The following is a 24,382-nucleotide window of genomic DNA, read 5'->3' as shown; positions in this document are numbered from 1 at the left end:
ATGAAAAACAAAATATATAAAATCCTTACGGTAATGGTGTTAGCCATATTTGTTTCAGCTTGCGGAAATAAAGAAAATGATAATCATTCTATAAGTGCAGAACAGAAAACAGAAGTTAACAAAGAACATAATGAAAGCGAAGAAGTAATGCTTTCACAACAGCAATTCGATGCTTTAAAAATGAAAATAGATACGTTGGCATTACGTAATATGAGCGGTTATGTAGAAGCAAACGGAACATTAGAAGTACCACCACAAAACGAAGCAGCAATTACTACTGTTGTTGGTGCAAATGTCGTTTCAATTGAAGTGATTGAAGGTGATAAGGTTAATAAAGGTCAAGTAGTGGCTTATCTATCACACCCAAATATTATAAAATTACAAACGGATTATTTAAACTCAGTCAGCAATAGTATTTTTTTGAAAAAGAATTATGAACGCCAACAAAAATTATATGAGGCAGGCGTTGGTTCTGGTGCTAATTTTCAAAAGGCAGAAGCAGAGTATGAGGCATCTAAAGCAATGGTAAATGGTTTGCAAGCACAATTAAGAATACTTAACGTTAACACCACATCAGTTCGCAATGGCACAATTGCACATCGCATAGCATTGCGAAGTCCAATAGAGGGTTTTGTACAAAAAGTTGAAGTGAAAACAGGACAATATGTAGAACCACAAACCGAACTTTTCGAAATTGTAAACACGCATCACGTTCATGCAGATTTTATGGTCTTTGAAAAAGATGTCCATAAAGTACAGAAGGGTCAAAGAGTAAACTTTACGGTACAATCTATACCAGATACAGAACTTACCGCAGAAATCTATTCCGTGAGTAAAACGTTTGAAGACAACCCGAAAGCAGTTCACGTTCACGCAGAAATAGAAAACAAAAAAGGTAATTTAATTCCTGGGATGTATATTCAAGGTAAAATTCAAGTAAATAATACCCAAACTAAAGCATTACCAGAAAGTGCCATTTTTAAAGAAGGAGATAAACATTATATATTTTCAGGAGAAAAAGAAAATGGTGATTGGAGCTTTAAACCTGTTGAAGTGATTGTTGGAGAAAAAGATGGCAAATGGGTAGCAATTAAATTTACTGAAGAAATAGAAGAAAACACAAAATTCGCTTATAACAATGCTTATTATCTTATGGCAGAAATGAAAAAAGGAGAAGCGGAAGATGACGATTAATTATGGAAACAATAGAACAAGTATTAGAGTCAAAACAAATACGTGTTACAGCAATGCGTTTATTAATTTATAAGTTTCTTGCTGAAAAAGAAGTAGCAGTAACATTAAGCGATATTGAAAATGCTTTTGAAAAGGCAGACAGAACCACGCTTTACAGGACTATTAAAACTTTTGAAGAAAAAGATATAGTACATCAAATAGACGATGGAACAGGAATTACCAAATATGCATTATGTGAACAAGGTTGCAATTGTGATATAAAAAACGATTTGCACTTACATTTTCATTGTAATAATTGTAATGAAACAACTTGTTTAACCGATCATAAAATACCACAGATTAAAGTGCCTGATGGCTTTGTTTCAGAAAATGTTAACTTGGTTATAAAAGGAATATGTGATAAGTGTAGTGGATAATAAATGCACTTCCATTGCACGCTTTTTAATTGCATTTTTGTAATCAAAGAATTAAGTAATTATGAAAAGTAAATTAGCGATAACAAGTTTGCTTACAGCAATTACAGCTTCATTATGTTGTATAACACCTGTTTTGGCTTTAATAGCAGGAACAAGCGGTGTAGCTTCAACTTTTTCTTGGATAGAACCATTTAGACCTTACTTAATTGGACTAACAATAGTAGTTCTTCTGTTTGCTTGGTATCAAAAATTAAAACCAGAAAAAGAAATCGACTGTGAATGTGAAACAGATGAAAAACCAAAATTTATACAGTCAAAAACCTTTTTAGGTATTGTAACCATATTCGCAATAGTGATGTTGGCATTTCCATACTACTCAAGTATATTTTATCCAAACAGCGAAAAACAAATCATCGTAGTTGATAAAACAAATATAAAAACAATAGAGTATAAAATAAGCGGAATGACCTGTGCCAGTTGTGAAACTCACGTAAACCACGAAGTAAATAAACTTAACGGAATTGTAAACTCAAAAACATCTTACGAAAATGGTAACGCAATCATTGAATTTGACGAAACTAAAACTAATGAATTAGAAATTGAGAAAGCAATTAAAACTACAGGTTATAAAATAACTGATAAAAAATAAAACTAATGAAAATAATATTAAAATCAGAAATTACCTGTCCAAACTGCGGACATAAAAAAGAAGAAGATATGCCAACAAATGCTTGCCAATTCTTCTACAAATGTGAGAATTGTAAAACGGTTTTGAAGCCAAAAAAAGGAGATTGTTGTGTGTATTGCTCTTATGGTACAGTTCCTTGTCCACCAATTCAACAAAACAAAAGTTGTTGCTAAAACAAAACTAAATGAAAAAAAAGAAAGTTAACTTAAGAGATTTAAAACCAGATGCAGAAGCACAACACACGCATAATGATGGTCATAATCACGGTAATGGAAGTGCATTCAAAACCTACGTACCTGCAATCATAAGTTTTACAATGCTTATCATTGGTATAGGTTTAGATTATTTTGATGTTTCATTCTTTAAGGATTGGATTCGTATTGCTTGGTATGGTATTGCATATCTACCTGTAGGATTTCCAGTCGTAAAAGAGGGTTGGTATAGTATTAAAAAAGGTGATGTTTTTACAGAGTTCTTTTTAATGTCAATTGCTACAATTGGGGCATTTATAATTGGAGAATATCCAGAGGGTGTTGCTGTTATGTTGTTCTATGCAGTAGGCGAATTATTTCAAAGTGCTGCTGTAAATCGTGCAAAAGGAAATATAAAAGCATTATTAGATGTTAGACCTAAAGAAGCTAGTGTTTTTCGTAATGGTGATTATAATAGTGTGTCGCCAGAAAATGTAAATATTGGTGAAAAAATTCAAATTAGAGTAGGTGAAAAAATCCCATTAGATGGTAAGTTGTTATCCTCAAAAGCATCATTAAATACGGCAGCTTTAACAGGTGAAAGTAAACCAGATACAATCGTTAGTAATGAAAAAGTATATGCAGGTAGTATTAATTTAGAAAGCGTTATTGAAGTTGAGGTAACTAATAAGTTTGAAGATAGTTCTATTGCCAGAATATTAGACTTGGTTCAAAATGCAACAGCACGTAAATCTAAAACAGAATTGTTTATCAGACAGTTCGCTCGCATATATACACCAATTGTAGTGTTTTTAGCTATTGGTGTTACTTTTTTACCTTACTTTTTTGTAGATGATTACGTCTTTAGAGATTGGTTATACAGAGCTTTAATATTCTTGGTAATTTCTTGTCCTTGCGCGTTAGTGATTTCAATTCCATTAGGATATTTTGGTGGTTTAGGTGCAGCTTCAAAGAATGGTATTTTATTTAAAGGTGCTTCATTTTTAGACACTATGACCAAGATAAATACATTGGTAATGGATAAAACAGGGACAGTTACCAAAGGTGTATTTAAAATCAAAGAAATAAAAACTATTGGTTGGAATGAAACCGAATTTATGCAATACCTAATGGCAATGGAAGAACAATCCACGCATCCAATTGCTAAAGCCATTTTAGAATACAAAGCAGAAGGAGAGGATTTTGAAGCAAAAGAAGTTTCTGAAATTGCTGGTAAAGGATTAAAAGGTATGGTAAACGATAAAACTGTTTTAGTAGGTAACAAAGCCTTATTGATTGCCAATAATATTGATGTTCCAACCGAAACGGAATCTATTGTAGAATCGATAGTATTAGTTGCAATCGATAATCAATTTGTAGGTTACGTAGTAATAGCAGATGAATTAAAAGAGGATGCAAAAGAAACTATTACAGAATTGCACAAAGTAGGTATCAAAAATATTATAATGCTTTCTGGTGATAAAGATTCTATAACGCAACAAGTCGCTAAAGAATTAAATATTGCAAATGCTAAAGGTGGTTTACTACCAGAAGATAAATTAAACGAAGTTGAAATTTTAAAGTCGAATCCTGAAAATAAAGTAGCTTTTATAGGTGATGGTATTAACGATGCACCAGTTTTAGCAGTAAGTAACGTTGGTATTGCAATGGGTGGTTTAGGTAGTGATGTCGCAATAGAAACCGCAGACGTTATCATTCAAACAGACCAACCATCAAAAGTAGTGAGAGCTATTAAGATTAGTCGTTCCACACGTAAAATTGTTTGGCAGAATATCATTTTAGCGTTTGGTGTTAAAGTCATTGTCTTGATTTTAGGAGCAGGTGGTTTAGCCTCAATGTGGGAAGCAGTTTTTGCAGATGTAGGAGTAGCATTATTAGCAATTTTGAATGCAGTTAGATTACAACGTATGAGTTGGGATTTAGCAGATTAGTCAATTAAACTTCTGTTAAATAAACTTTTGAATGTTAAAATTTTGTAACTTTGCTTTTAGAATGAAACAAGTATCCCATAAAATAATGTCTTTAGCAATGGCTTTTGTAGTGTTATGCTCTACAATGTCATTTACTGTGAATATGCATTATTGCGGAGATACGTTAGTAGAAACTGCTATTTTTCATAAGGCCAAAGGTTGCGGAATGGAAATGGAAAAGCCTTCAACCGAAGGATGTTATATTACCAAGAAAAATTGTTGTGATGATGAACAATTAGCAATTGAAGGTCAAGACGAATTACAATTGCAAGTTGACAAAATCACATTTGAACAACAAGTATTTATAGCTTCATTTGTTTACACTTATAGTAACCTTTTTGAAGGTTTAGAAAATAACGTTTCTACTTACGAAGAATATAAACCGCCACTCGTCATAAGGCAAATCTTCAAGATTGACGAGACTTATTTAATTTGATTTTTAAACAATAGACTGTGTTATCCTATGACTTTATTATGTCATAAGGATAATTTGTTGTATTCGGTGTTTTTTTTAATGCCTTTGTCTAATTGTTTAATTATCAAGATAAATGATAAATAATAGTATCAAATTTTTAATAGAAAATAAACTTGTAGCAATTCTTTTATTAGTCCTTTTTATTGGCTGGGGAACTGTTAATGCCCCTTTTAATTGGGACACAGGGTTTTTACCAAGTAATCCTGTTGCTGTTGATGCCATACCAGATATTGGTGAAAATCAACAAATTGTATTTACAAAGTGGGATGGTCGTTCACCACAAGATATTGAAGACCAAATTACCTATCCACTCACAACATCTTTACTCGGTATTCCAGGTGTAAAAACCATTCGTAGTTCCTCTATGTTCGGCTTTTCGAGTATCTATATCATTTTTGAAGAAGATGTTGAGTTTTATTGGAGTAGAAGTAGAATTCTCGAAAAATTAAATTCCTTACCAAGTGGTTTATTACCTGAAGGTGTTAATCCTGCATTAGGTCCAGATGCAACAGGATTAGGACAAATATTTTGGTACACTTTAGAAGGTCGTGATGAAAAAGGAAACGTTACTGGTGGTTGGGATTTACACGAACTTAGAAGTATTCAAGATTACTATGTAAAGTATGCATTGTCCTCTGCAAGTGGTGTTTCAGAAGTAGCATCTATAGGTGGTTATGTTCAAGAATATCAAGTGGACGTGAATCCAGAATTAATGCGTCAATACAATATTGGTTTAAATCAAGTTGTAAAAGCCGTTAAAAGTAGCAATCAAGATATTGGAGCACAAACTTTAGAAATCAATCAAGCTGAATATTTAGTTCGTGGTTTGGGGTATATTAAATCTATTGAAGATATTGAAAACGCAGTAGTTACATCCGAAGATTTTACAGCAATCAAAATAAAAGATATTGGTAAAGTTTCTTTAGGTCCTGCAACAAGAAGAGGTTTGTTAGATAAAGAAGGTGCAGAAGTTGTTGGAGGTGTCGTAGTTGCAAGATATGGAGCAAATCCTATGGAAGTAATTACGAATGTAAAAGCTCAAATTGAAGAATTAAAAGGAGGTTTACCAACAAAAGTTTTAGCTGATGGTAGAACATCACAAGTAACTATTGTTCCTTTTTACGATAGGACAGAATTAATTGAAGAAACTTTAGACACACTAAATGAAGCGTTAACATTAGAAATTTTGATTACCATTTTGGTAATTATTGTAATGGTTTTCAATCTTCGAGCTTCTATTTTAATATCTGGTTTATTACCTGTTGCAGTTTTAATGGTTTTTGTAACGATGAAACTATTTAATGTGGATGCAAATATTGTAGCACTTTCAGGTATTGCAATTGCGATAGGAACTATGGTTGATGTTGGCGTAATTCTCGCCGAAAATATGATTCGTCATTTAGATGATAAAAAGTTACAAACTCGTGAAGATGGAACAAAATATACTACAGACGAAGTAATTTATAATGCAACTGCAGAAGTTTCTGGTGCCATTTTAACAGCAGTTTTAACAACAATTATAAGTTTTGTACCTGTTTTTACAATGATTGGTGCAGAAGGAAAATTATTTAGACCTTTGGCGTTTACAAAAACAATGGCACTATCAGCTTCTTTGGTTATTGCTTTGTTTTTAATTCCCCCTTTTGCAGCTTATTTATTCAGAAAAACAACACTAAAAAAATCTTTTAATCATATTATAAATATCGCTTTAATAGTGGCTGGTATTGTAATTACAATTAGTGGTTATTGGTTGGGTGTAATTCTAATTGCTTTTGGAGTTAATGGTTTATTAGTTGTTATAGGAAAACTAAACAAGAAAAATAACAACCTTATAAATATCATTATTTCTTGTACTGCTATTATATTCTTACTTGCAGAATATTGGCGACCACTAGGTTTTGACAGAAGTATCTTTATCAACTTAATTTTTGTAGCCATTATTTGCTTTGGTATTTTAGGAATATTTTCAGTTTTTAGAAAATATTATAGTCAAATTCTACAATGGGCATTAGCAAATAAAGTGTTGTTTTTAATGATACCAACATCAGTTCTTATATTTGGATTTTGGATATTTTATAACACAGGTAAAGAATTTATGCCCTCTTTAAATGAAGGTTCTTTTTTACTGATGCCAACCTCAATGCCACATTCTGGTGTCGAAGAAAATAAACGCGTTTTACAACAATTGGATATGGCAGTAGCAACCATTCCAGAAATTGAAACTGTGGTTGGTAAAGCTGGTAGAACAGAATCTGCTTTAGATCCTGCACCTTTGTCAATGTATGAAAATATGATTCAGTATAAAACTGAATATATGAGAAATTCAGAGGGAAAAAGACAACGTTATAAAGTAAATGAAGATGGTGCTTTTGAATTGAAAAATGGTGGTTTTGTAACAAATCCAAATAATACTGAAAATGTCTCCTTGAGCGCAGTCGAAAGGTCTCAACTTATCGAAGATGAAGATGGAGAATACTACAGAAATTGGCGACCAGAAATTAGTTCTCCAGATGATATTTGGAATGAAATTGTCAAAGTCACCAAATTACCAGGCGTTACTTCTGCTCCAAAATTACAACCCATAGAAACAAGATTGGTAATGCTTCAAACAGGTATGCGTGCACCAATGGGAATAAAAGTAAAAGGGCAAGATTTAAAACAAATTGAAGCTTTTGGTTTGCAATTAGAGAGCCTTTTAAAACAAGCAGAAGGTGTTAAAGTAGAAGCTGTTTTTGCAGATAGAATTGTTGGTAAGCCATATTTACTGATTGATATTGATAGAGAAAAAATAGCACGTTATGGAATTTCTATTGAAGATGTTCAGAATGTTTTAAAAGTTGCAGTTGGTGGTATGCAATTAACTCAAACTGTGGAAGGAAGAGAACGTTATGGTATTCGAGTACGTTATCCAAGAGAATTGCGTAATAATCCTGAATCGATAAAAGACATTTATATTCCTATTGAAAAAGGGAATCCTGTTCCTTTAAGTGAGTTAGCAACGATTAGATATGAGCAAGGTCCACAAGTTATAAAAAGTGAAGATACTTTTTTAATTGGTTATGTACTGTTTGATAAATTAGATGGTTTTGCAGAAGTTGATGTAGTAGAAAATGCACAAAAATTGTTTCAAAAAAAAATAGATTCTGGTGAATTAACGGTTCCAAAAGGCATCAGTTATAAATTTACGGGAACTTATGAAAACCAATTACGTGCAGAAAAAACACTGTCTGTTATAGTTCCATTAGCATTAGCAATTATTTTCTTGATTTTATATTTTCAGTTTAAATCGGTTGCTACATCATTTATGGTTTTTACAGCCATAACCATTGCTTTTGCAGGTGGTTTTATTATGATTTGGTTATATGGGCAAGATTGGTTTTTCAATTTTAGCTTTTTTGGTGAAAATATGCGAGACTTATTTAATATGAAAACCATCAATTTAAGTGTAGCAGTTTGGGTTGGCTTTATTGCATTGTTTGGTATTGCTACAGATGATGGTGTAGTTATGGCAACCTATTTAACACAAACTTTTAAACGTGAAAAACCTGCAGATAAAAAGAGCATACGAGCTTCAGCTTTGGAAGCTGCAGAAAAAAGAATTCGTCCTTGTTTAATGACTACTGTTACAACAATTTTAGCATTATTACCAGTTTTAACCTCTACAGGAAAAGGAAGCGATATTATGATTCCAATGGCGATTCCAATTTTTGGAGGAATGGTCATAGATATCACATCTTATTTTCTTTTACCTGTTTTATATAGTTGGAGAGAAGAATTCAAATTAAAAAAAGCAAACAAATGAAAAATTTAATTTTTACACTCATAAGTTTTTTAGCTTTTGGTTTTTCAAATGCACAAGAATTAAATGTACTTATTGAGCAAGCTCTAAAAAATAACCCAGCAATTCAAAAATTTGAATTGCAATATAATATTGCTTCAGAAAAAGTGAATGAAGTAAATACATTGCCAAATACTGAATTTGGTGTTGGGTATTTTGTAAGCGAACCAGAAACCAGAACTGGTGCACAACGTTTTAGAATTTCTGTGAAACAAATGTTGCCTTGGTTTGGTACAATTACTTCCAGAGAAAACTATGTTTCTTCTATGGCAGTGGTTAAATATGAAGATATTGTTATTGCCAAACGAAAATTAATTACTTCAGTTTCCCAATCATATTATAATTTGTATGAAAATAAAGCAAAGCAAAATGTTTTAAAAGAAAATATAAAACTACTTCAAACTTATGAAACATTAGCATTAACATCTGTTGAAGTTAATAAGGCATCTATGGTAGATGTATTGCGTTTGCAAATGCGCCAAAATGAAATGGAGCAATTATTGGCAATTTTAAATCAACAGTATTTAGCAGAACAAACTACTTTCAATAAGTTATTGAATCGTGATAAATCAATTTTTATAAATGTTGTGGGTGATTTGAATTTTCCTGCAGAAAATTTTGATACCAAAGCTAATAATTTATCAGTTCATCCAGAATTATTAAAGTACGATAGATTGTATCAATCTATAGAAAAATCAGAATTATTAAATCAGAAAGAAAGCGCTCCAATGATTGGTTTTGGTTTAGATTATATAAATGTTACAGAACGTCCAAATATTAGTTTTAGTGATAATGGTAAAGATATTTTGATGCCAATGGTAACCCTTTCTATTCCTATATTTAATAATAGTTATAAATCAAAAACCAAACAAAACAGCTTACAACAAGAAGAAGTTTTAGCACAGAAGCAAGAACGAAAAAATAAATTAGAAACGTTTTTAGATAAAGCAAAAAACGAACGCATTTCTGCAAGAATTAGTTATAAAACACAAACTAAAAATCTGAAACAAGCTAAAAATGCAGAAGAAATTCTAATTAAAAACTACGAAACTGGTACTATCGATTTTAATGATGTATTAGATATTCAAGAGTTACAATTGAAGTTTGAAATGAATCAAATAGAGTCTATAAAATCTTACTTTGTACAAACCACAATTATTAATTATCTAACCAATTAAATTATGGAAAGAAAAATTTTTATAAAAAACATGGTGTGTAATCGCTGTATAATGTTCATTAAAACAAAATTTGAAAAGTTAGATATTGAACTAAAACATATTGAGCTTGGTGCTATAATTTTCGAGGAAGAGTCAGAAAATGATTTCGAAAAAATTAAAACTGCTTTAGAAGAAAATGGTTTTGAAATTTTATTAGGACAGGAAGAAAAATTAGTAGAACAAACTAAAATAACAATTATTAAATTATTGCAGAAATTACCATTACAATTAGATAAAACACTTTCTAAATATTTAGAATCAAAATTAAATTTAGAATACTCAAAAATCAGTAAAATTTTTTCTTTAAAGGAGCATATTACCATAGAAAAGTATTTTATAAAGTTAAAAATAGAAAAGGCAAAAGAGTTGATTCAATTGCAAGAAAATAATTTTACAGAGATAAGTCAGCAATTAGATTATAGCAATGTAAACCATTTTAGTAGTCAATTTAAAAATGAAACTGGTATGAGCTTATCATCTTACAAAAATGAGCAGAGAAATTTCAGGAATCCTTTAGACCAAATTGTGTAGATATGAACCATAATTATAATACAATACCTTTTTGTTCTGTAGTAACTTTGATTACTTATAAAATGAATAATAAAATGAAAACTAAAATAATTTCAATTTTTCTTATTGCTTTAACTACCATAGTTTTTGCACAAGAGAAACAAGTAACAGAAGGAAATATAAACAACCTTCCAGTAAGAGAACACACCATAACTTTACGTGAATCAACTGTAAATAAAGCAGGTAAAGACGTTATGGGAATGACTGTTAACGGCACAATTCCTGGACCAACTTTAGAATTTACAGAAGGTGAATATGCAGTTATTTATGTAAAAAATGAAATGAGTGTAGAAACCTCTGTGCACTGGCATGGTTTATTGTTACCAAATTTTTATGATGGCGTTCCTTACTTAAATACACCACCAATAGAACCTGGTCATATACAGAAATACGAATTCCCAATAAAACAATCTGGTACTTATTGGTACCATTCTCACACGATGTTGCAAGAACAAAGTGGTGTTTATGGCTCCATTGTTATTCAACCTAAAGAAAAATCGTTAGAATATGATAAAGAATTGGTATTGATGTTATCAGATTGGACCAACGAAAAACCAATGAATGTTCTTAAAAATTTGAAAAGAGGTAACGAATGGTATGGTATCAAAAAAGGAACAGCTACACCATTAAATAAAGTGATTGCTCGTGGAGCATTTGGTGCACAACTTAATTTCTGGAGACAACGTATGGAAGGAGCAGATATTGCAGATGTATATTATCCAGCGTTTTTAATTAATGGGGAAGAAAACATTGAGTATGCAGATTTTAAACCTGGCGAAAAAGTACGATTACGCATCATAGATGGTGGTGCCTCTACTTCTTTTTGGATGACTTTTGGAGGTGTGGATCCACTATTAGTTTCGGCAGATGGCCTTGATGTAGTGCCCGTTAAAAAGAACAAAACCTTTATAGCCATTGCAGAAGCCTACGATTTTATTGTAACTATTCCGGAAGAAGGAAAAATTGAATTCAGAATCACAGCACAAGATGGTTCTGGTACAGCATCAGCATTTTTGGGTACTGGTAACGTTTTAAAAGCACAAGAAATTCCGAAGCCAGACAAAATTGAAATGATGATGAAAATGGCTAAAATGGATATGAAAATGGGAGCGCACGCCTTAAAGTATCGCCCAAAAAAAGATGAACGTTTTGAGATGAAGGATGAATACGGGATGCAGATGGGCAAAATGGAAGATATGAAAATGGATCATTCTAAAATGGAGAAGCCTAAAGATTCTATGCCAATGGATCACTCTAAAATGAAAGGTATGAAAATGGACCATTCTAAAATGGCAGGAATGGATATGAAGAAAGACAAAACAATGTCTGGAATGAATATGGAGAAGCCTAAAGATTCTATGCCAATGGATAATTCTAAAATGGAGGGTATGAAGATGGATCATTCAAAAATGTCTGGAATGGATATGAAGAAAGACAAAACAATGCCAGCAATGAAAATGGAAGGAATGGATCTATTTGCTGAATATAACTACGATTATTTGAAGTCGCCAGAGAAAACCAACTACGATAAAAATGTTCCTGTAAAAGAAATATTATTAAACCTTACAGGAAATATGAATCGTTATATCTGGAGTATGAATGGTGTGCCATTATCTGAAGCTGATAATATCAAAATAAATAATAAAGAGGTAACAAGAATTACGTTCAATAACTTGACGATGATGCACCACCCAATGCATTTACACGGTCACTTTTTTAGAGTAATTAATATAAATGGTGATTATTCACCATTAAAGCATACAGTAAATGTGCCACCAATGCAAAAAGTAACTTTAGAGTTTTATGGAAATAATGGTGATGAAGCTGGCGACTGGTTTTTCCATTGCCATATTCTTTACCATATGATGGGTGGTATGGCAAGAGTAATGTCTTATGACACCCCAAGAGATCCAAGAATGGATGAATTTCCAGCTTCAAAAATTATCGCAGAAACAGATAAATGGTATTCTTGGGGATTGGCAGATATTGCTTCAAATAACACAGCAATTAATTTAACAACTTCTAATTTAAGAAATCAATTTAATGCATCTTTCGAATACGGATGGAACAAAAATTTGGAAGGAGAATTTACTTATGAACGCTATCTACACGATTATTTAAGAGTATTTGGTGGGGTAAATATAGAAAATGAAACACGTGGTAGTTTAGACAAATTAAACACTACAGCAGTTGTCGGTCTTCGCTATTTAACACCTTACTTATTCAATTTAGATGTTCGAGTAGATAATAAATTAAGACCAAGAATTGGATTAGGACGCAGTATAATGATTTTTCCTAAACTGTCTGTTTTCGGTTATTATGAATATCAAATAGATTTAGGTTTTGTAAATACTTTACCAACAAATAAAGATTTCACTTCAGAAACAGTTTGGAGCGCAGGAGCAGAATATATGCTATCAAGAAATTTCTCTTTAATGGCGAGTTACGACAATCGTTTTGGCGGTGGTGGTGGATTATCAGTAAGATTTTAAGAATGAATAGTAGTAAATCAAATATAAATTTAAAAACAAATAAAATGAAAGATTTAAAAATTAGTGTAGTAGTAATATTATTGTTAACGGTTTCTTTTACCAATGCACAGAAAAAAGAAAAAATGAACCACGGAGATATGAAAATGGATCACAGTAAAATGAAAATGCAAGACGCAAAAGCTGAAGCAATTTTAACCGCTTATTTCAATTTAAAAGATGCTTTAGTAGCAGATGATGAATCAAAAGCAAAAGAATTGGGTGCTTCATTAGAAAAAAGTTTAAACAGTCTTGATGTTTCTAAATATACGGATGCTCAAAAATTAGAATTAAAAGATATTATTGTTGATGCCAAAGAACACGCAGAGCATATATCCAAAAGCCCAATAGCACATCAAAGAGAGCACTTTAAAGTTTTAAGTAAAGACATTATAGATATGGTTGCTATAACAGGTGCTTCTAATAAATTATATGAGCAATATTGCCCAATGTATGAAAAAGGAAGTGCTTGGTTAAGTATGAATAAAGAAGTACGTAACCCTTATTATGGTAGTAAAATGCTGAAGTGCGGAAAAGTACAAAGAGAAATTAACTAAATGAAAACTGTTAAAATCATATTGTTGATTTTATTGGTCGCTTTTGTGGGAATACAATTTATTCCCACAGAACGTAACCAAACTGATATTGTACCAGTAACCGATTTTATGTTGGTAAATAATGTGCCAAATAATATAAAAAATAAGTTGCAAGTATCTTGTTATGATTGCCATAGTAACAACACTAAATACCCTTGGTATAATAAAATACAACCAGTTGCTTGGTTTTTAGAAGAACATGTTAAAAACGGAAAAGCAGAATTGAATTTTAGTGAATGGGGTTCGTTGTCAAGCAGAAGAAAAGCAAGTAAACTTCGTTCAATTATAAAACAAATAGAAAGCAAAGAGATGCCTTTAGATTCTTACACGTTAATTCATAAAGATGCAAAGTTTTCAAACGAAGAAACGAATGAAATAATCAATTTTATCACTCAATTAAAAGATAGTTTATAAAAATAAAATATTAGTAAAAGATACTTGAAATTGAGAGAAAGACTTATTTTTTTTGGTTGATTGGATACAGTCTAACTCTCATTTTTGAGTATTATTTTAATAAGAGATTAAAATGAAAGAATGTTGTAAAAGCGATTCTCAAGCCACAGAAAATAAGTCTAATATAAAAAAATGGTTCAATTATATAGTATATATAATATTATTTTTAATAGTTGGTGGTGCATTTGTACTTCAATTATTTAGTTAATAAATAAGTTAAAATGCCTAAAGAAAACACTGTAGAAAAATCTAAAAGTACAGACTTTTATAAACAACTATTTAAAAAAGTGATACTTACTACCAGCATAGTTATTGCTTCATCTTTAAGTTATACCTTATGGATTGTTGTAGATTCTGACAGTATTTTTCTACCTTTTTTAATTGTTAGTTTGGCATTTTTTAAAACCATTTTTATTGTAAGGTTAACTTTTACACAGTTAAGTAAAATAATAGGAGAAAGTCATCAACTGACACACATTCTTACTTTATTTGGAATCTTAATTATTTTAATTGTGCTATCATTTTCAGCAGATTACCAGGCGTTATATATTTTAAATTCAGCAAATTTTAAATTCGAAACGATTCCCAATAACTCGTTTTTCTTACAATTTTTCGAGTTTTTGTATTTCAGTTTTATAACCTTTTCTTCTGTTGGTTATGGAGATATTGTACCCATTTCTATATCAGGAAAACTAATTGTTATTTTAGAAGTTGTTTTAAGCTTTTTCGTTTTAGTTTTTGGTATTGCAAACATCAATAGAATCCATGTAAACAAATAATCCTTTTTAAAACTTAAATTATGAAAGTACTTAAATTTATTACTCTATTAACTGTTTTCCTTTTAACAGTTAATCTTACAAATGCACAGGACACCTCTTACACTAAAGACAAAAAAGAAGTAAAAGCTGTCATGAAAGCTTATAAAGATGCAATACAAAATTTAACAACCGAAGGCACTTTTGAACTCTTTACACCAGATGCTATTATATTTGAGCAAGGAAAATTAGAAGGTACTTACAAAGAATACATATCTCATCATTTGGGGCCAGAATTAGGACATTTTAAAAGTTTTACTTTTTCTGATTACGAGATTCAGACAACTGTAAATTCGCCCTATGCTTATACAACTGAAAATTATATATACACAATAATTTTAAAAGCTAATAAAGCCAAAGGCACAGAAGAACGAACTATTAAAAGTAAAGGAGTGGCTACATCAATATTGCAAAAAATTGATGGAAAATGGAAGATAATTCATTCTCATACCTCTTTTAAAAAACTAAAAATCTAATTGATTATGAAGAATATTTTAGTTCCAACAGATTTTTCAAAAACTTGTGATAAAGCAGCACATTTAGCAATTGAAATTGCCACACTTTTTGATGCTGAAATTCATTTTTTACATCAAATACATACACCAGTAGATTGGGTAAAATTAAGCAAAACAGACGAACATAAATATCCTGACACTCAAAAAGCGATTGGCATTGCCAAAAGCAAGTTAAGAAGTCTTGATAAAGATGCAGAAAACAGTGGTTTAAAATCCAGGACTTTCTTGGAATATATTTCAGATGTAAAAGCAATTTCTGCACATTCTCACAATTTTCATCACGACTTCATAATAACAGGTAGTAAAGGCACACAAGAAGATTTCTCAAAACAATTTTTTGGGAGCAATACTCAAAAAATTATTAGAGATATCCACGTCCCAATTTTAGTTGTTAAAGAAGAGGCTACACTATTTCCTTTTAAAAACATTGTTTTTGTTTCTGATTTTAAGGAAGATATGTCTAATGCTTTTAAACAAGTTGTTAAAATAGCCGAGAAATGTAATTCAAAAATTCACTTATTAAATATCAATACAAATAAAGATTTTAATAATATTAAAAATGGTATAGTGCCAATAAGAGAATTTTTAACAAACTTTCCAGAATTAGAAAATTATGAAATGCACGTTTATAATGAATCTACCATTTTAAAAGGTATCGAAACTTTTCAAAAAGATAATGAAGTAGATTTAGTAGCAATGTATACACATAATAGAAGTGGTTTATCTAATATATTCTCTAAAAGTATTGCAGAAAACATCACAAATAACTCGAAAAAACCTGTGATGACAATTCATTTATAAATAAATTAAAATAATGAAAAGCTACGACACTCTTTCTGAAGCAATAAGCACTTTACAAGCAAACGGATACACGTATAACCTAAATATGTGCCCAAAACATATAGAATGTAACTCATTAAAATTAAAATTACATCCAGAAGATTTTGATGTAGATGAAATGCATCGTTTTGAAGGAATGAGCAGTACTGATGATAACAGCGTTCTTTACGCTATTTCATCTAAAAATGGAATTAAAGGATTGTTGGTAGATGCTTATGGTGTATATGCAGAAAACATTTCTGAAGCAATGCGAAAAAAACTAAAATAAATAAAATGAACATACTAAAAAAAACAAACCAAAAACTCTCATTATTAGGCTCTGTTTCCTTGGGTACAGGTGTAATGATTGGCGCAGGTATTTTTGTGCTAATGGGTCAAATTGCAGAGTTAGTAGGTGACTTGTTTCCAATTGCATTTATAGCAGGTGCAATAGTAGTTGGTTTTAGTTCATATTCTTACGTTAAATTTTCAAACGCATATCCTTCTTCTGGTGGTGTAGCAAAATTTTTAACAAAAGCATTTGGTCCTGGAACAGCTGCAGGTTCTTTCTCTCTATTAATGTACATATCAATGGTAGTTGCCGAAAGTTTAGTTGCTGGTACTTTTGGTGCTTATACTTTACGCTTATTTCCGCCAGAATATTCTGGATATGCATCCATATTAGGTGTAATTCTTATTGGAGTAGCGTATATAATAAATATTTCTGGTAATAAAATTATTGAAGTTACAGCCACTTTTACAGCAATAATTAAAGTAGCAGGCATTTCATTGTTAGCAATTTCTGGTTTAATAATTTCAGGTTTGCCAACCATAACAGGTAATTATGTAGCATCTAATAGTCAAGCTTTACCAGAAGGATTTGGATTTGTAGCTGCCTTGGCATTGTCAATTCTTGCTTTTAAAGGGTTTACTACGATTACAAATCAAGGTGGTGACATTAAAAATCCACATAAAAATGTGGGGCGTTCCATTATTATTTCAATTGCTGTTTGTACAATTATCTATGTTGTTTTAGCATTGTCGGTTGCTGGTGGATTAAGTGTTGAAGAAATTATAATAGCAAAAGATTATGCTTTAGCAGCAGCAGCAAAACCGCTGTTTGGTGAATGGGGTTCAATTTTAACAATTCTACTGGCTATTGTAGCAACAGTTTCTGGTGTAATTGCCAGCATATATTCTGCTTCCAGAATGTTAGGCATGTTGGGTAATATGAAACAAGTACCTGATATGAACAAAATGAAGAAACTTAAAAATCCCTCGTTAATTTTTACTGTTTCTTTAGCCATACTACTAACTATTTTATTCGATTTAACTCGCATAGCTTCCATTGGTGCTATTTTCTATTTAATTATGGACATTGCTATTCATTGGGGCCTTTTTAGATACCTTAAAAAAGAAGTAAAATTTAATCCAATTATTCCAATAATAGCAATAGTAATGGATATTGTTATTTTATCAGCATTCATTTATTTAAAATATGTTAACGACCCTTTTGTACTTGTAGTAGCAAGTATAGGAATAGCTCTTGTTTTTCTGTTTCAATTTCTTTTCATGAAAACACACACAGATAAAGATGGAAATATGAAAATGGGAATGGAAATGGATGAAGAAGAAATGATGAAAATGTAAAACTTTAAAATTATGAAACACACATATAAAATAAAAGGAATGACCTGCAATGGTTGCAGAAGTCATGTAGAAAAAATACTTTCAAAAGTTGAAGGTGTTACTAAAGCATCTGTAGATTTAGAAAAAGCTGAAGCAACCATAGAAATGGATGCTCATATTAAATTAGAAACTTTTCAAGATGCTTTAAAAAATGATGGAGACAGATATGGTATTCTTATTCCAAATAATGATAAAATGAAACATAAGTATCACATTCATGGAATGACTTGCAATGGTTGTAGAAGTCATGTAGAAAAAACACTTTCAGAAGTAGCTGGTGTTTCAAAAGCAACCGTTGATTTAAAGAAAGCTGAAGCAACTATAGAAATGGAATCTCATATTTCATTAGAAATCTTTCAAGAAGCTTTAAAAAAGGATGGTGGTAGTTATAGTATTCACAAACAAGGAGAAAAGCCCAACCCAGCCTTCCCAAAGGGAAGGAGCAAAAAAAACAAAAACCAGAAGAGTGAGAAAAGCCCCCTTGAGGGTTTGGGGGCATCTTTTTATTGCCCAATGCATTGTGAGGGAGAAAAAACGTATGACAAACCTGGTGATTGTCCAGTCTGTGGTATGGATTTAGTGGAAGAACAAAATTTATCAACTACAAATACAGAACAATGGACCTGCCCAATGCACCCAGAAGTTGTAAAAGATGAACCTGGTGATTGCCCGATTTGTGGAATGGATTTAGTGCCAATGGAGGCTGATAGTTCTGCCGAAGAAAAAGCATATAAAAAATTATCTAAAAAGTTCTGGATTGCAGTTGCGTTTACATTGCCAATTTTCTTTATAGCAATGAGTGAAATGCTAATGAATAATCCATTATACGATATTTTAGAGCAGAAGAACTGGAATTGGATTCAGTTTGTATTATCCATTCCTGTAGTATTTTATGCGACTTGGATGTTCTTTGAACGTGCTTATAAAAGTATAAAAACTTGGAACCTAAATATGTTTACACTTATTGGCATTGGTGCTGGTGTAGCTTGGTTATTTAGTGTTTTCGGAATGCTTTTTCCTGATGTTTTTCCAGATCAATTTAAAACAGAATTTGGTGCTGTACATGTGTATTTTGAAGCTACAACTGTAATTTTAACATTGGTTTTAATGGGGCAATTATTAGAAGCTCGTGCGCATAGTAAAACAAATTCTGCTGTAAAAGAACTTTTAAAATTAGCACCTAATAAAGCAACCAAAATAGTAGATGGCGAAGAAGTTGAAGTTTCTATTGATAAAATAGAACTGAATGATATTCTAAAAGTAAAACCAGGTGATAAAATTCCTGTCGATGGTAAAATAACAGAAGGAGATACAACTGTTGATGAATCTATGATTACTGGAGAACCAATTCCTGTAAACAAATCAGAAGGCGATAAAATAAGTAGTGGAACCATAAATGGGAATCAGTCTTTTTTAATGGAAGCCCAAAAAGTGGGTAGTGACACCTTACTTTCTCAAATTATTCATATGGTAAACGATGCCAGCAGAAGTCGTGCGCCAATTCAAAAATTAGCAGATACCGTTTCTGGTTACTTCGTTCCAATAGTGGTTTTAATTTCTGTGATTACATTTATCGTTTGGGCAATTTGGGGACCAGAACCAGCGTATGTGTATGCATTAGTAAATGCAATTGCAGTTTTAATTATTGCTTGCCCTTGTGCATTAGGTTTGGCAACACCAATGTCTGTAATGGTTGGTGTTGGTAAAGGTGCTCAAAATGGGGTGCTAATTAAAAATGCGGAAGCTTTAGAAAAATTAGACAAAGTAAATACACTAATCATTGATAAAACAGGAACAATTACGGAAGGAAAACCAACTGTAGAAAAAATTGGTTCTTTCGATGATAATTATACTGAAAATGAGGTTTTAAATTATATCGTTTCTTTAAATTCAAATAGTGAACATCCTTTAGCAGAAGCTACTGTAAAATATGGAAAAGAACAAAATGCAGAAATTCTAAAATCTAATTCTTTTTCTGCTGTTACTGGTAAAGGTGTTGAAGCCCTTATTAATGATAAAAAAGTAGCATTAGGGAATCCTAAAATGATGGAATATGCAAATGCAAAAATCTCATCAGTAATGAAAGAAAAAGCTTCTTCGTTCCAAAAACAAGGAAAAACAGTTTCTTATTTATCAGTTGCTCAAAACATTGTTGGGTATGTAGTTATTGGTGATAAAATAAAAGAAACAAGTGCTAAAGCCATTAAAGAATTACAAAATATGGGCATTGCAGTTATTATGCTTACAGGAGATAATCATGATACAGCACAAGCAGTTGCAACAGAATTAAATTTGGCTGATTTTAAAGCGAGCATGTTACCTCAAGATAAATTAAAAGAAGTAGAAAAATTACAAGAAAAAGGCAATGTTGTTGCTATGGCTGGAGATGGAATTAATGATGCACCAGCTTTAGCAAAAAGTGATGTTGGTATTGCAATGGGAACTGGAACTGATGTTGCTATAGAAAGTGCGATGATCACTTTGGTAAAAGGCGATTTACACGGTATTGTAAAAGCAAGAAATTTAAGTCATGGTGTAATGAAAAACATTAAACAGAATTTATTTTTTGCATTGATTTACAACACCTTAGGTGTGCCAATTGCTGCAGGTGTTTTATTTCCTTTTTTCGGAATATTATTATCTCCAATGATTGCAGCATTAGCAATGAGTTTTAGCTCGGTTTCTGTAATTGTTAATGCATTAAGGTTAAAAACAATTAAAATATAATTATATGAAAAAATTAGTAATCGTACTTGTATTAATAACAACAATTTTTAGTTGTAAAAATGAAACTAAAAAAACAGATAATAATGAACATAAAAGCCATTCTACAAAATCAGTAAAAGAGAAAACACCAAAAAAGAAAGTATTAAGCCCACATCAATCTACTATGGCAATGGTTGGTGATGCTCATATTCATATAGATTATTCTTCTCCTGGTGTTAGAGGAAGAATAATTTTTGGTGGTTTAGTGGGTTATGATAATGTTTGGCAAGCAGGTGCGCATAATGCTACTTGGATAGAAACAAATGAAGATTTACTGATTAATAATGAAGTGCTTCCAAAAGGTAAATATGGTTTTTTCACAATTCCATCTAAAGGAGATTGGACTGTTATGATTAACAAAAATTGGGATCAGCATGGAAAAGATGAATATGATGAAAATGATGATGTGATTCGGTTTAAGGTAACTCCTAAAATTTCAGAAGATATTCAAGAACATCTAGAGTATAAGGTTTCCAAAACCAGCGAAAATTCTGGGACAATAAATATGAAATGGGAAAAAGTAAACGTTGAATTTCCCTTTACAATAAACTAATATGGTTAACAGGAGCACTGCATCAAAAATCCGGAAAACACATCGTTATTTAGGACTTTTTTTAGGTATCCAGTTTTTGATGTGGACGATTAGTGGTTTGTATTTTAGTTGGACAGATATTGATGAAATTCATGGTGATCATTTCAAGAAAGAAGCACCACATCAAACAATATTCAAGAATTTGATTGGTTCGTCTCAACTAGAAAATGAGCAAAGCATAAAATCTTTAGAGTTATTAGAAATTGACAATCAACCCTATTTTTGGATTAATGAAAATCAGCTATACAATGCAATTTCAGGTTCCAAAAAGGAAGAAATCACAGAGCAAGAAGCTCTTAAAGTTGCAGAACGTTATATGTTACCTGATTTAAAAGTTGAAAGTATTCATAGAATTGAGACTGTTGGGAAACATCACGAATATCGTGGAAGACCATTACCAGCCTACGAGATTTCATATAAAACGGATGAAAACCTAAAGGCTTATGTCGCAATTAATAATGGTGCTTTTCAGACTATAAGACATCGAGATTGGCGTTGGTTTGACTTCTTATGGATGACCCATACAATGGACTATCAAGGGCGAGACAATTTTAATACAATAGTCCTAAGAGCTTTTTCACTTTTAGGATTAATAACAGTACTCAGCGGGTTTTTACTGTGGTATACAAGTTCGCCTACTGTTAGAAAAATGAATAAAAATAAACGTAAATAATTAACACTAAAATCAACTATTATGGAAAATTCAATGGAACACAAAAACAACAAAGAGGGAATGAGCCAATACACAAAGTTTTTTTTGATGCTGGGAGCATCATTTATAGCAATGTATATTACAATGTATTTAAATACGTATGAGTTTGACCACGTAAGATTTAGCCTTACCAGATTTTATATGGTTTGTCTGGGTATTTCTACAATGGCTGTGATAATGCTGCTTTTTATGCTTAATATGTATAAAAATAAGAAGAAGAATATCGCCATCTTAATAGGGAGTGCTGTATTATTTCTTGGTGCGTTAGGATTAGTACGTGAGCAAAAATCTACTGTTGGGGACGTACTTTGGATGAAAGCTATGATACCTCACCATTCCATAGCAATATTGACCAGTGAGCGTGCAGATATTAAAGATCCAGAAGTAAAAAAATTGGCCAACGATATTATCAAAGCACAACGTAAGGAGATTGAAGAAATGAATGCGATGATCGAACGTTTACAAAACGAGAAATAATAGTATGAAAAAGAATATTCTATATATAGGGGTTGCTTTAGTTATTGGCTTATTAGCAGGATGGTTACTTTTTGGTAATTCTCCATCGTCAGATATAAATACAACTGCCGAAGCTCACAACCATTCAGAAGAGACTACAAACCAAATGTGGACGTGCTCGATGCATCCACAGATTATGCAACCAGAACCTGGGGATTGTCCCATTTGTGGAATGGATTTAATTCCAGCCGAATCTGGTGCAGATGGCCTCAATGCCAATGAAATAAAAATGACCGATAACGCAATGGCTCTGGCCAATATCCAAACATCACTTGTAGGAAAAGGACAAATGGGAAATAATTCTCTTAAGTTATCTGGTAAGATTAAAGCCAACGAAGAGTCAAATGCCGTACAGGTTACATATTTTGGAGGAAGAATAGAAAAACTGTACGTTAATTCTACAGGAGAACGTGTTGGAGCAGGACAACGCTTAGCAACTATTTATTCGCCAGAATTGGTTGCGGCACAACAAGAGCTTTTAACTACGGCTGCTTTAAAAGAATCGCAACCTGCATTGTATAAGGCTGTTAGGAACAAACTTAAACTTTGGAAACTTTCCGAAAAGCAAATCAACGCCATAGAAACTGCTGGGAAAGTGCAAGAAAACTTTCCGGTTTTTGCAACCGTTTCAGGAACGGTAACAATGAAAATGGTAGAAGAAGGGGATTATTTAAAGCAAGGACAACCCTTATATAAAATTGCGAATCTCAATACAGTATGGGCAGAATTTGATGCTTATGAAAATCAAATTGCATCCCTAAAAGAAGGGCAAACTATTAAAGTGACCACAAATGCTTATCGCAATGAGGTTTTTGATGCAAAAGTCTCATTCATCGACCCCTTATTAAATTCTGCGACTAGAACGGTGGTTGTAAGAGCGGTCTTGCAAAATAAGAAAGACCTCTTTAAACCGGGAATGTTTGTGGAAGGTATAATTGAGGGTACGCAAACAAGCACCGAGAATACCGTTTCCGTACCGTCAACCGCTGTTATGTGGACAGGAGAACGCTCTGTAGTCTATGTCAAAACAAACCCTAATGAGGCTATTTTTGAAATGAGGGAAGTTTTATTAGGCAATGCCACTGGCGATAGTTATACCATTCTTGAAGGTTTAAAGAATGGAGATGAAGTTGTAACTAATGGAACGTTTACCGTAGATGCCGCTGCACAGTTACAAGGCAAAAAAAGTATGATGAATGCATCTGGTGGTAAAACAATGACAGGTCACGAAGGGCATTTAGGAATGCAAGAAGATAGTTCTGGAGAAAATGTGGATAAAACCAATCATTCTCAAATGAAGGAAAGGATTGCCGTTTCAAACAAATTTCAGAATCAGTTAAAACAGGTTTTTGATGATTATATCCTTTTAAAAGATGCTTTGGTAAATGACGACGCTAAAGGCGCTCAACACGCAGGAAAACAAATAAACCAATCTTTGAAAAAAGTGGATATGAAATTATTATCCGATGAAGAAGCACATAACCATTGGATGACCATTCAGAAAGAACTAAAGACCTCTGCTAATGCTATTGAGAACAGTTCAGATATAGTAACGCAAAGAGGACATTTTAAGCATCTTTCTGCCCATATGATAAGTAGTGTGCAGCTTTTTGGGGTTAACGAAAATGTATATATCCAGTTTTGTCCAATGGCCGATGACAATAAGGGTGCTTATTGGATAAGTTTGGAAAAAGAGGTGCGGAACCCATATTACGGGGAAGCTATGTTAACCTGTGGAGAGGTAAAAGCAACCTTACAATAAAACGAATTATGGATTAATCAAGTAATCTGAATAAGACCT

At 32.1% G+C, this 24,382-nt stretch carries 22 protein-coding genes; all 22 read left to right on the top strand.

All coding sequences use genetic code 11. The annotated features are described in order from the left end of the window. The 22 genes from P161_RS0102020 (at position 1) to P161_RS0101915 (ending at position 24,343) form a co-directional block, all read left to right on the top strand. Positions 1-1,194, top strand: a complete 1,194-nt coding sequence (locus P161_RS0102020; protein ID WP_026775418.1) for an efflux RND transporter periplasmic adaptor subunit — start codon at positions 1-3, stop codon at positions 1,192-1,194. Positions 1,195-1,196: 2 nt separating this feature from the next. Beyond that, a complete protein-coding gene (locus P161_RS0102015) occupies positions 1,197-1,610 on the top strand; it encodes a Fur family transcriptional regulator (RefSeq protein ID WP_026775417.1) in 414 nt (137 codons plus the stop codon). Between the two features lie 61 nt (positions 1,611-1,671). Next, positions 1,672-2,259: a mercuric transport protein MerTP gene (gene merTP / locus P161_RS0102010; protein ID WP_026775416.1), complete on the top strand. Its 588-nt coding sequence runs from the start codon at positions 1,672-1,674 to the stop codon at positions 2,257-2,259. 5 nt (positions 2,260-2,264) lie between these two features. After that, positions 2,265-2,471 carry a GDCCVxC domain-containing (seleno)protein gene (locus P161_RS19290; protein ID WP_081816965.1) on the top strand — a complete coding sequence of 69 codons (207 nt, stop codon included), beginning with the start codon at positions 2,265-2,267 and terminating at the stop codon, positions 2,469-2,471. Between the two features lie 11 nt (positions 2,472-2,482). Then, positions 2,483-4,441, top strand: coding sequence for a heavy metal translocating P-type ATPase (locus P161_RS0102005; RefSeq protein ID WP_026775415.1), 1,959 nt, complete (start codon positions 2,483-2,485; stop codon positions 4,439-4,441). Between the two features lie 61 nt (positions 4,442-4,502). Further along, complete coding sequence (locus P161_RS0102000) at positions 4,503-4,916, top strand: hypothetical protein (protein WP_026775414.1); 414 nt, start codon at positions 4,503-4,505, stop codon at positions 4,914-4,916. Between the two features lie 112 nt (positions 4,917-5,028). Next, positions 5,029-8,757, top strand: a complete 3,729-nt coding sequence (locus P161_RS0101995; protein ID WP_026775413.1) for an efflux RND transporter permease subunit — start codon at positions 5,029-5,031, stop codon at positions 8,755-8,757. Further along, a complete protein-coding gene (locus P161_RS0101990; RefSeq protein ID WP_026775412.1) occupies positions 8,754-9,971 on the top strand; it encodes a TolC family protein in 1,218 nt (405 codons plus the stop codon). Before P161_RS0101995 ends, P161_RS0101990 begins: the two co-directional genes overlap by 4 nt. Positions 9,972-9,974: 3 nt before the next feature. Beyond that, positions 9,975-10,541 carry an AraC family transcriptional regulator gene (locus P161_RS0101985; protein ID WP_026775411.1) on the top strand — a complete coding sequence of 189 codons (567 nt, stop codon included), beginning with the start codon at positions 9,975-9,977 and terminating at the stop codon, positions 10,539-10,541. Between the two features lie 74 nt (positions 10,542-10,615). Then, positions 10,616-13,072: a multicopper oxidase domain-containing protein gene (locus P161_RS0101980; RefSeq protein ID WP_026775410.1), complete on the top strand. Its 2,457-nt coding sequence runs from the start codon at positions 10,616-10,618 to the stop codon at positions 13,070-13,072. Positions 13,073-13,116: 44 nt separating this feature from the next. Next, positions 13,117-13,665, top strand: coding sequence for a DUF3347 domain-containing protein (locus P161_RS0101975; RefSeq protein WP_026775409.1), 549 nt, complete (start codon positions 13,117-13,119; stop codon positions 13,663-13,665). Next, positions 13,666-14,118, top strand: coding sequence for a heme-binding domain-containing protein (locus P161_RS0101970; RefSeq protein ID WP_026775408.1), 453 nt, complete (start codon positions 13,666-13,668; stop codon positions 14,116-14,118). A 260-nt stretch (positions 14,119-14,378) separates the two neighbouring features. After that, entirely contained in the window at positions 14,379-14,936 is a 558-nt protein-coding gene (locus P161_RS0101960; protein WP_026775407.1) for a potassium channel family protein, read from the top strand. Positions 14,937-14,956: 20 nt separating this feature from the next. Beyond that, positions 14,957-15,448, top strand: coding sequence for a nuclear transport factor 2 family protein (locus tag P161_RS0101955; RefSeq protein WP_026775406.1), 492 nt, complete (start codon positions 14,957-14,959; stop codon positions 15,446-15,448). A gap of 6 nt (positions 15,449-15,454) precedes the next feature. Beyond that, complete coding sequence (locus P161_RS0101950) at positions 15,455-16,288, top strand: universal stress protein (RefSeq protein ID WP_026775405.1); 834 nt, start codon at positions 15,455-15,457, stop codon at positions 16,286-16,288. Between the two features lie 13 nt (positions 16,289-16,301). Next, positions 16,302-16,595 (top strand): hypothetical protein, encoded by a 294-nt coding sequence (locus P161_RS0101945; RefSeq protein ID WP_026775404.1) that lies wholly within the window; start codon positions 16,302-16,304, stop codon positions 16,593-16,595. Between the two features lie 5 nt (positions 16,596-16,600). Next, complete coding sequence (locus P161_RS0101940) at positions 16,601-17,956, top strand: APC family permease (protein WP_026775403.1); 1,356 nt, start codon at positions 16,601-16,603, stop codon at positions 17,954-17,956. A 12-nt stretch (positions 17,957-17,968) separates the two neighbouring features. Beyond that, the gene (locus P161_RS0101935) at positions 17,969-20,722 is read left to right on the top strand and encodes a heavy metal translocating P-type ATPase (protein WP_036841157.1); all 2,754 of its coding nucleotides are present in this window, start codon (positions 17,969-17,971) and stop codon (positions 20,720-20,722) included. 4 nt (positions 20,723-20,726) lie between these two features. Next, positions 20,727-21,314 carry a DUF2911 domain-containing protein gene (locus P161_RS0101930; protein ID WP_026775401.1) on the top strand — a complete coding sequence of 196 codons (588 nt, stop codon included), beginning with the start codon at positions 20,727-20,729 and terminating at the stop codon, positions 21,312-21,314. A gap of 1 nt (position 21,315) precedes the next feature. Beyond that, positions 21,316-22,026, top strand: a complete 711-nt coding sequence (locus tag P161_RS0101925; protein ID WP_026775400.1) for a PepSY domain-containing protein — start codon at positions 21,316-21,318, stop codon at positions 22,024-22,026. A gap of 21 nt (positions 22,027-22,047) precedes the next feature. Beyond that, the gene (locus P161_RS0101920) at positions 22,048-22,542 is read left to right on the top strand and encodes a DUF305 domain-containing protein (protein ID WP_026775399.1); all 495 of its coding nucleotides are present in this window, start codon (positions 22,048-22,050) and stop codon (positions 22,540-22,542) included. Between the two features lie 4 nt (positions 22,543-22,546). Continuing rightward, positions 22,547-24,343, top strand: a complete 1,797-nt coding sequence (locus P161_RS0101915) for an efflux RND transporter periplasmic adaptor subunit (RefSeq protein ID WP_026775398.1) — start codon at positions 22,547-22,549, stop codon at positions 24,341-24,343. The last annotated feature ends 39 nt before the right edge of the window (positions 24,344-24,382 follow it).

The sequence above is a fragment of the Polaribacter sp. Hel_I_88 genome, from assembly GCF_000687935.1.
GTDB lineage: Bacteria > Bacteroidota > Bacteroidia > Flavobacteriales > Flavobacteriaceae > Polaribacter.
Note: the sequence above shows the minus strand (reverse complement) of the source record. Positions and strands in the feature narration are given on the sequence as shown.

Bases quoted from the DNA above. Each gene is read 5' to 3' on its own strand.
- P161_RS0102020 (WP_026775418.1), top strand. From the start codon at position 1: ATGAAAAACAAAATATATAAAATCCTTACGGTAATGGTGTTAGCCATA.
- P161_RS0102015 (WP_026775417.1), top strand. From the start codon at position 1,197: ATGGAAACAATAGAACAAGTATTAGAGTCAAAACAAATACGTGTTACA.
- merTP (WP_026775416.1), top strand. From the start codon at position 1,672: ATGAAAAGTAAATTAGCGATAACAAGTTTGCTTACAGCAATTACAGCT.
- P161_RS19290 (WP_081816965.1), top strand. From the start codon at position 2,265: ATGAAAATAATATTAAAATCAGAAATTACCTGTCCAAACTGCGGACAT.
- P161_RS0102005 (WP_026775415.1), top strand. From the start codon at position 2,483: ATGAAAAAAAAGAAAGTTAACTTAAGAGATTTAAAACCAGATGCAGAA.
- P161_RS0102000 (WP_026775414.1), top strand. From the start codon at position 4,503: ATGAAACAAGTATCCCATAAAATAATGTCTTTAGCAATGGCTTTTGTA.
- P161_RS0101995 (WP_026775413.1), top strand. From the start codon at position 5,029: ATGATAAATAATAGTATCAAATTTTTAATAGAAAATAAACTTGTAGCA.
- P161_RS0101990 (WP_026775412.1), top strand. From the start codon at position 8,754: ATGAAAAATTTAATTTTTACACTCATAAGTTTTTTAGCTTTTGGTTTT.
- P161_RS0101985 (WP_026775411.1), top strand. From the start codon at position 9,975: ATGGAAAGAAAAATTTTTATAAAAAACATGGTGTGTAATCGCTGTATA.
- P161_RS0101980 (WP_026775410.1), top strand. From the start codon at position 10,616: ATGAAAACTAAAATAATTTCAATTTTTCTTATTGCTTTAACTACCATA.
- P161_RS0101975 (WP_026775409.1), top strand. From the start codon at position 13,117: ATGAAAGATTTAAAAATTAGTGTAGTAGTAATATTATTGTTAACGGTT.
- P161_RS0101970 (WP_026775408.1), top strand. From the start codon at position 13,666: ATGAAAACTGTTAAAATCATATTGTTGATTTTATTGGTCGCTTTTGTG.
- P161_RS0101960 (WP_026775407.1), top strand. From the start codon at position 14,379: ATGCCTAAAGAAAACACTGTAGAAAAATCTAAAAGTACAGACTTTTAT.
- P161_RS0101955 (WP_026775406.1), top strand. From the start codon at position 14,957: ATGAAAGTACTTAAATTTATTACTCTATTAACTGTTTTCCTTTTAACA.
- P161_RS0101950 (WP_026775405.1), top strand. From the start codon at position 15,455: ATGAAGAATATTTTAGTTCCAACAGATTTTTCAAAAACTTGTGATAAA.
- P161_RS0101945 (WP_026775404.1), top strand. From the start codon at position 16,302: ATGAAAAGCTACGACACTCTTTCTGAAGCAATAAGCACTTTACAAGCA.
- P161_RS0101940 (WP_026775403.1), top strand. From the start codon at position 16,601: ATGAACATACTAAAAAAAACAAACCAAAAACTCTCATTATTAGGCTCT.
- P161_RS0101935 (WP_036841157.1), top strand. From the start codon at position 17,969: ATGAAACACACATATAAAATAAAAGGAATGACCTGCAATGGTTGCAGA.
- P161_RS0101930 (WP_026775401.1), top strand. From the start codon at position 20,727: ATGAAAAAATTAGTAATCGTACTTGTATTAATAACAACAATTTTTAGT.
- P161_RS0101925 (WP_026775400.1), top strand. From the start codon at position 21,316: ATGGTTAACAGGAGCACTGCATCAAAAATCCGGAAAACACATCGTTAT.
- P161_RS0101920 (WP_026775399.1), top strand. From the start codon at position 22,048: ATGGAAAATTCAATGGAACACAAAAACAACAAAGAGGGAATGAGCCAA.
- P161_RS0101915 (WP_026775398.1), top strand. From the start codon at position 22,547: ATGAAAAAGAATATTCTATATATAGGGGTTGCTTTAGTTATTGGCTTA.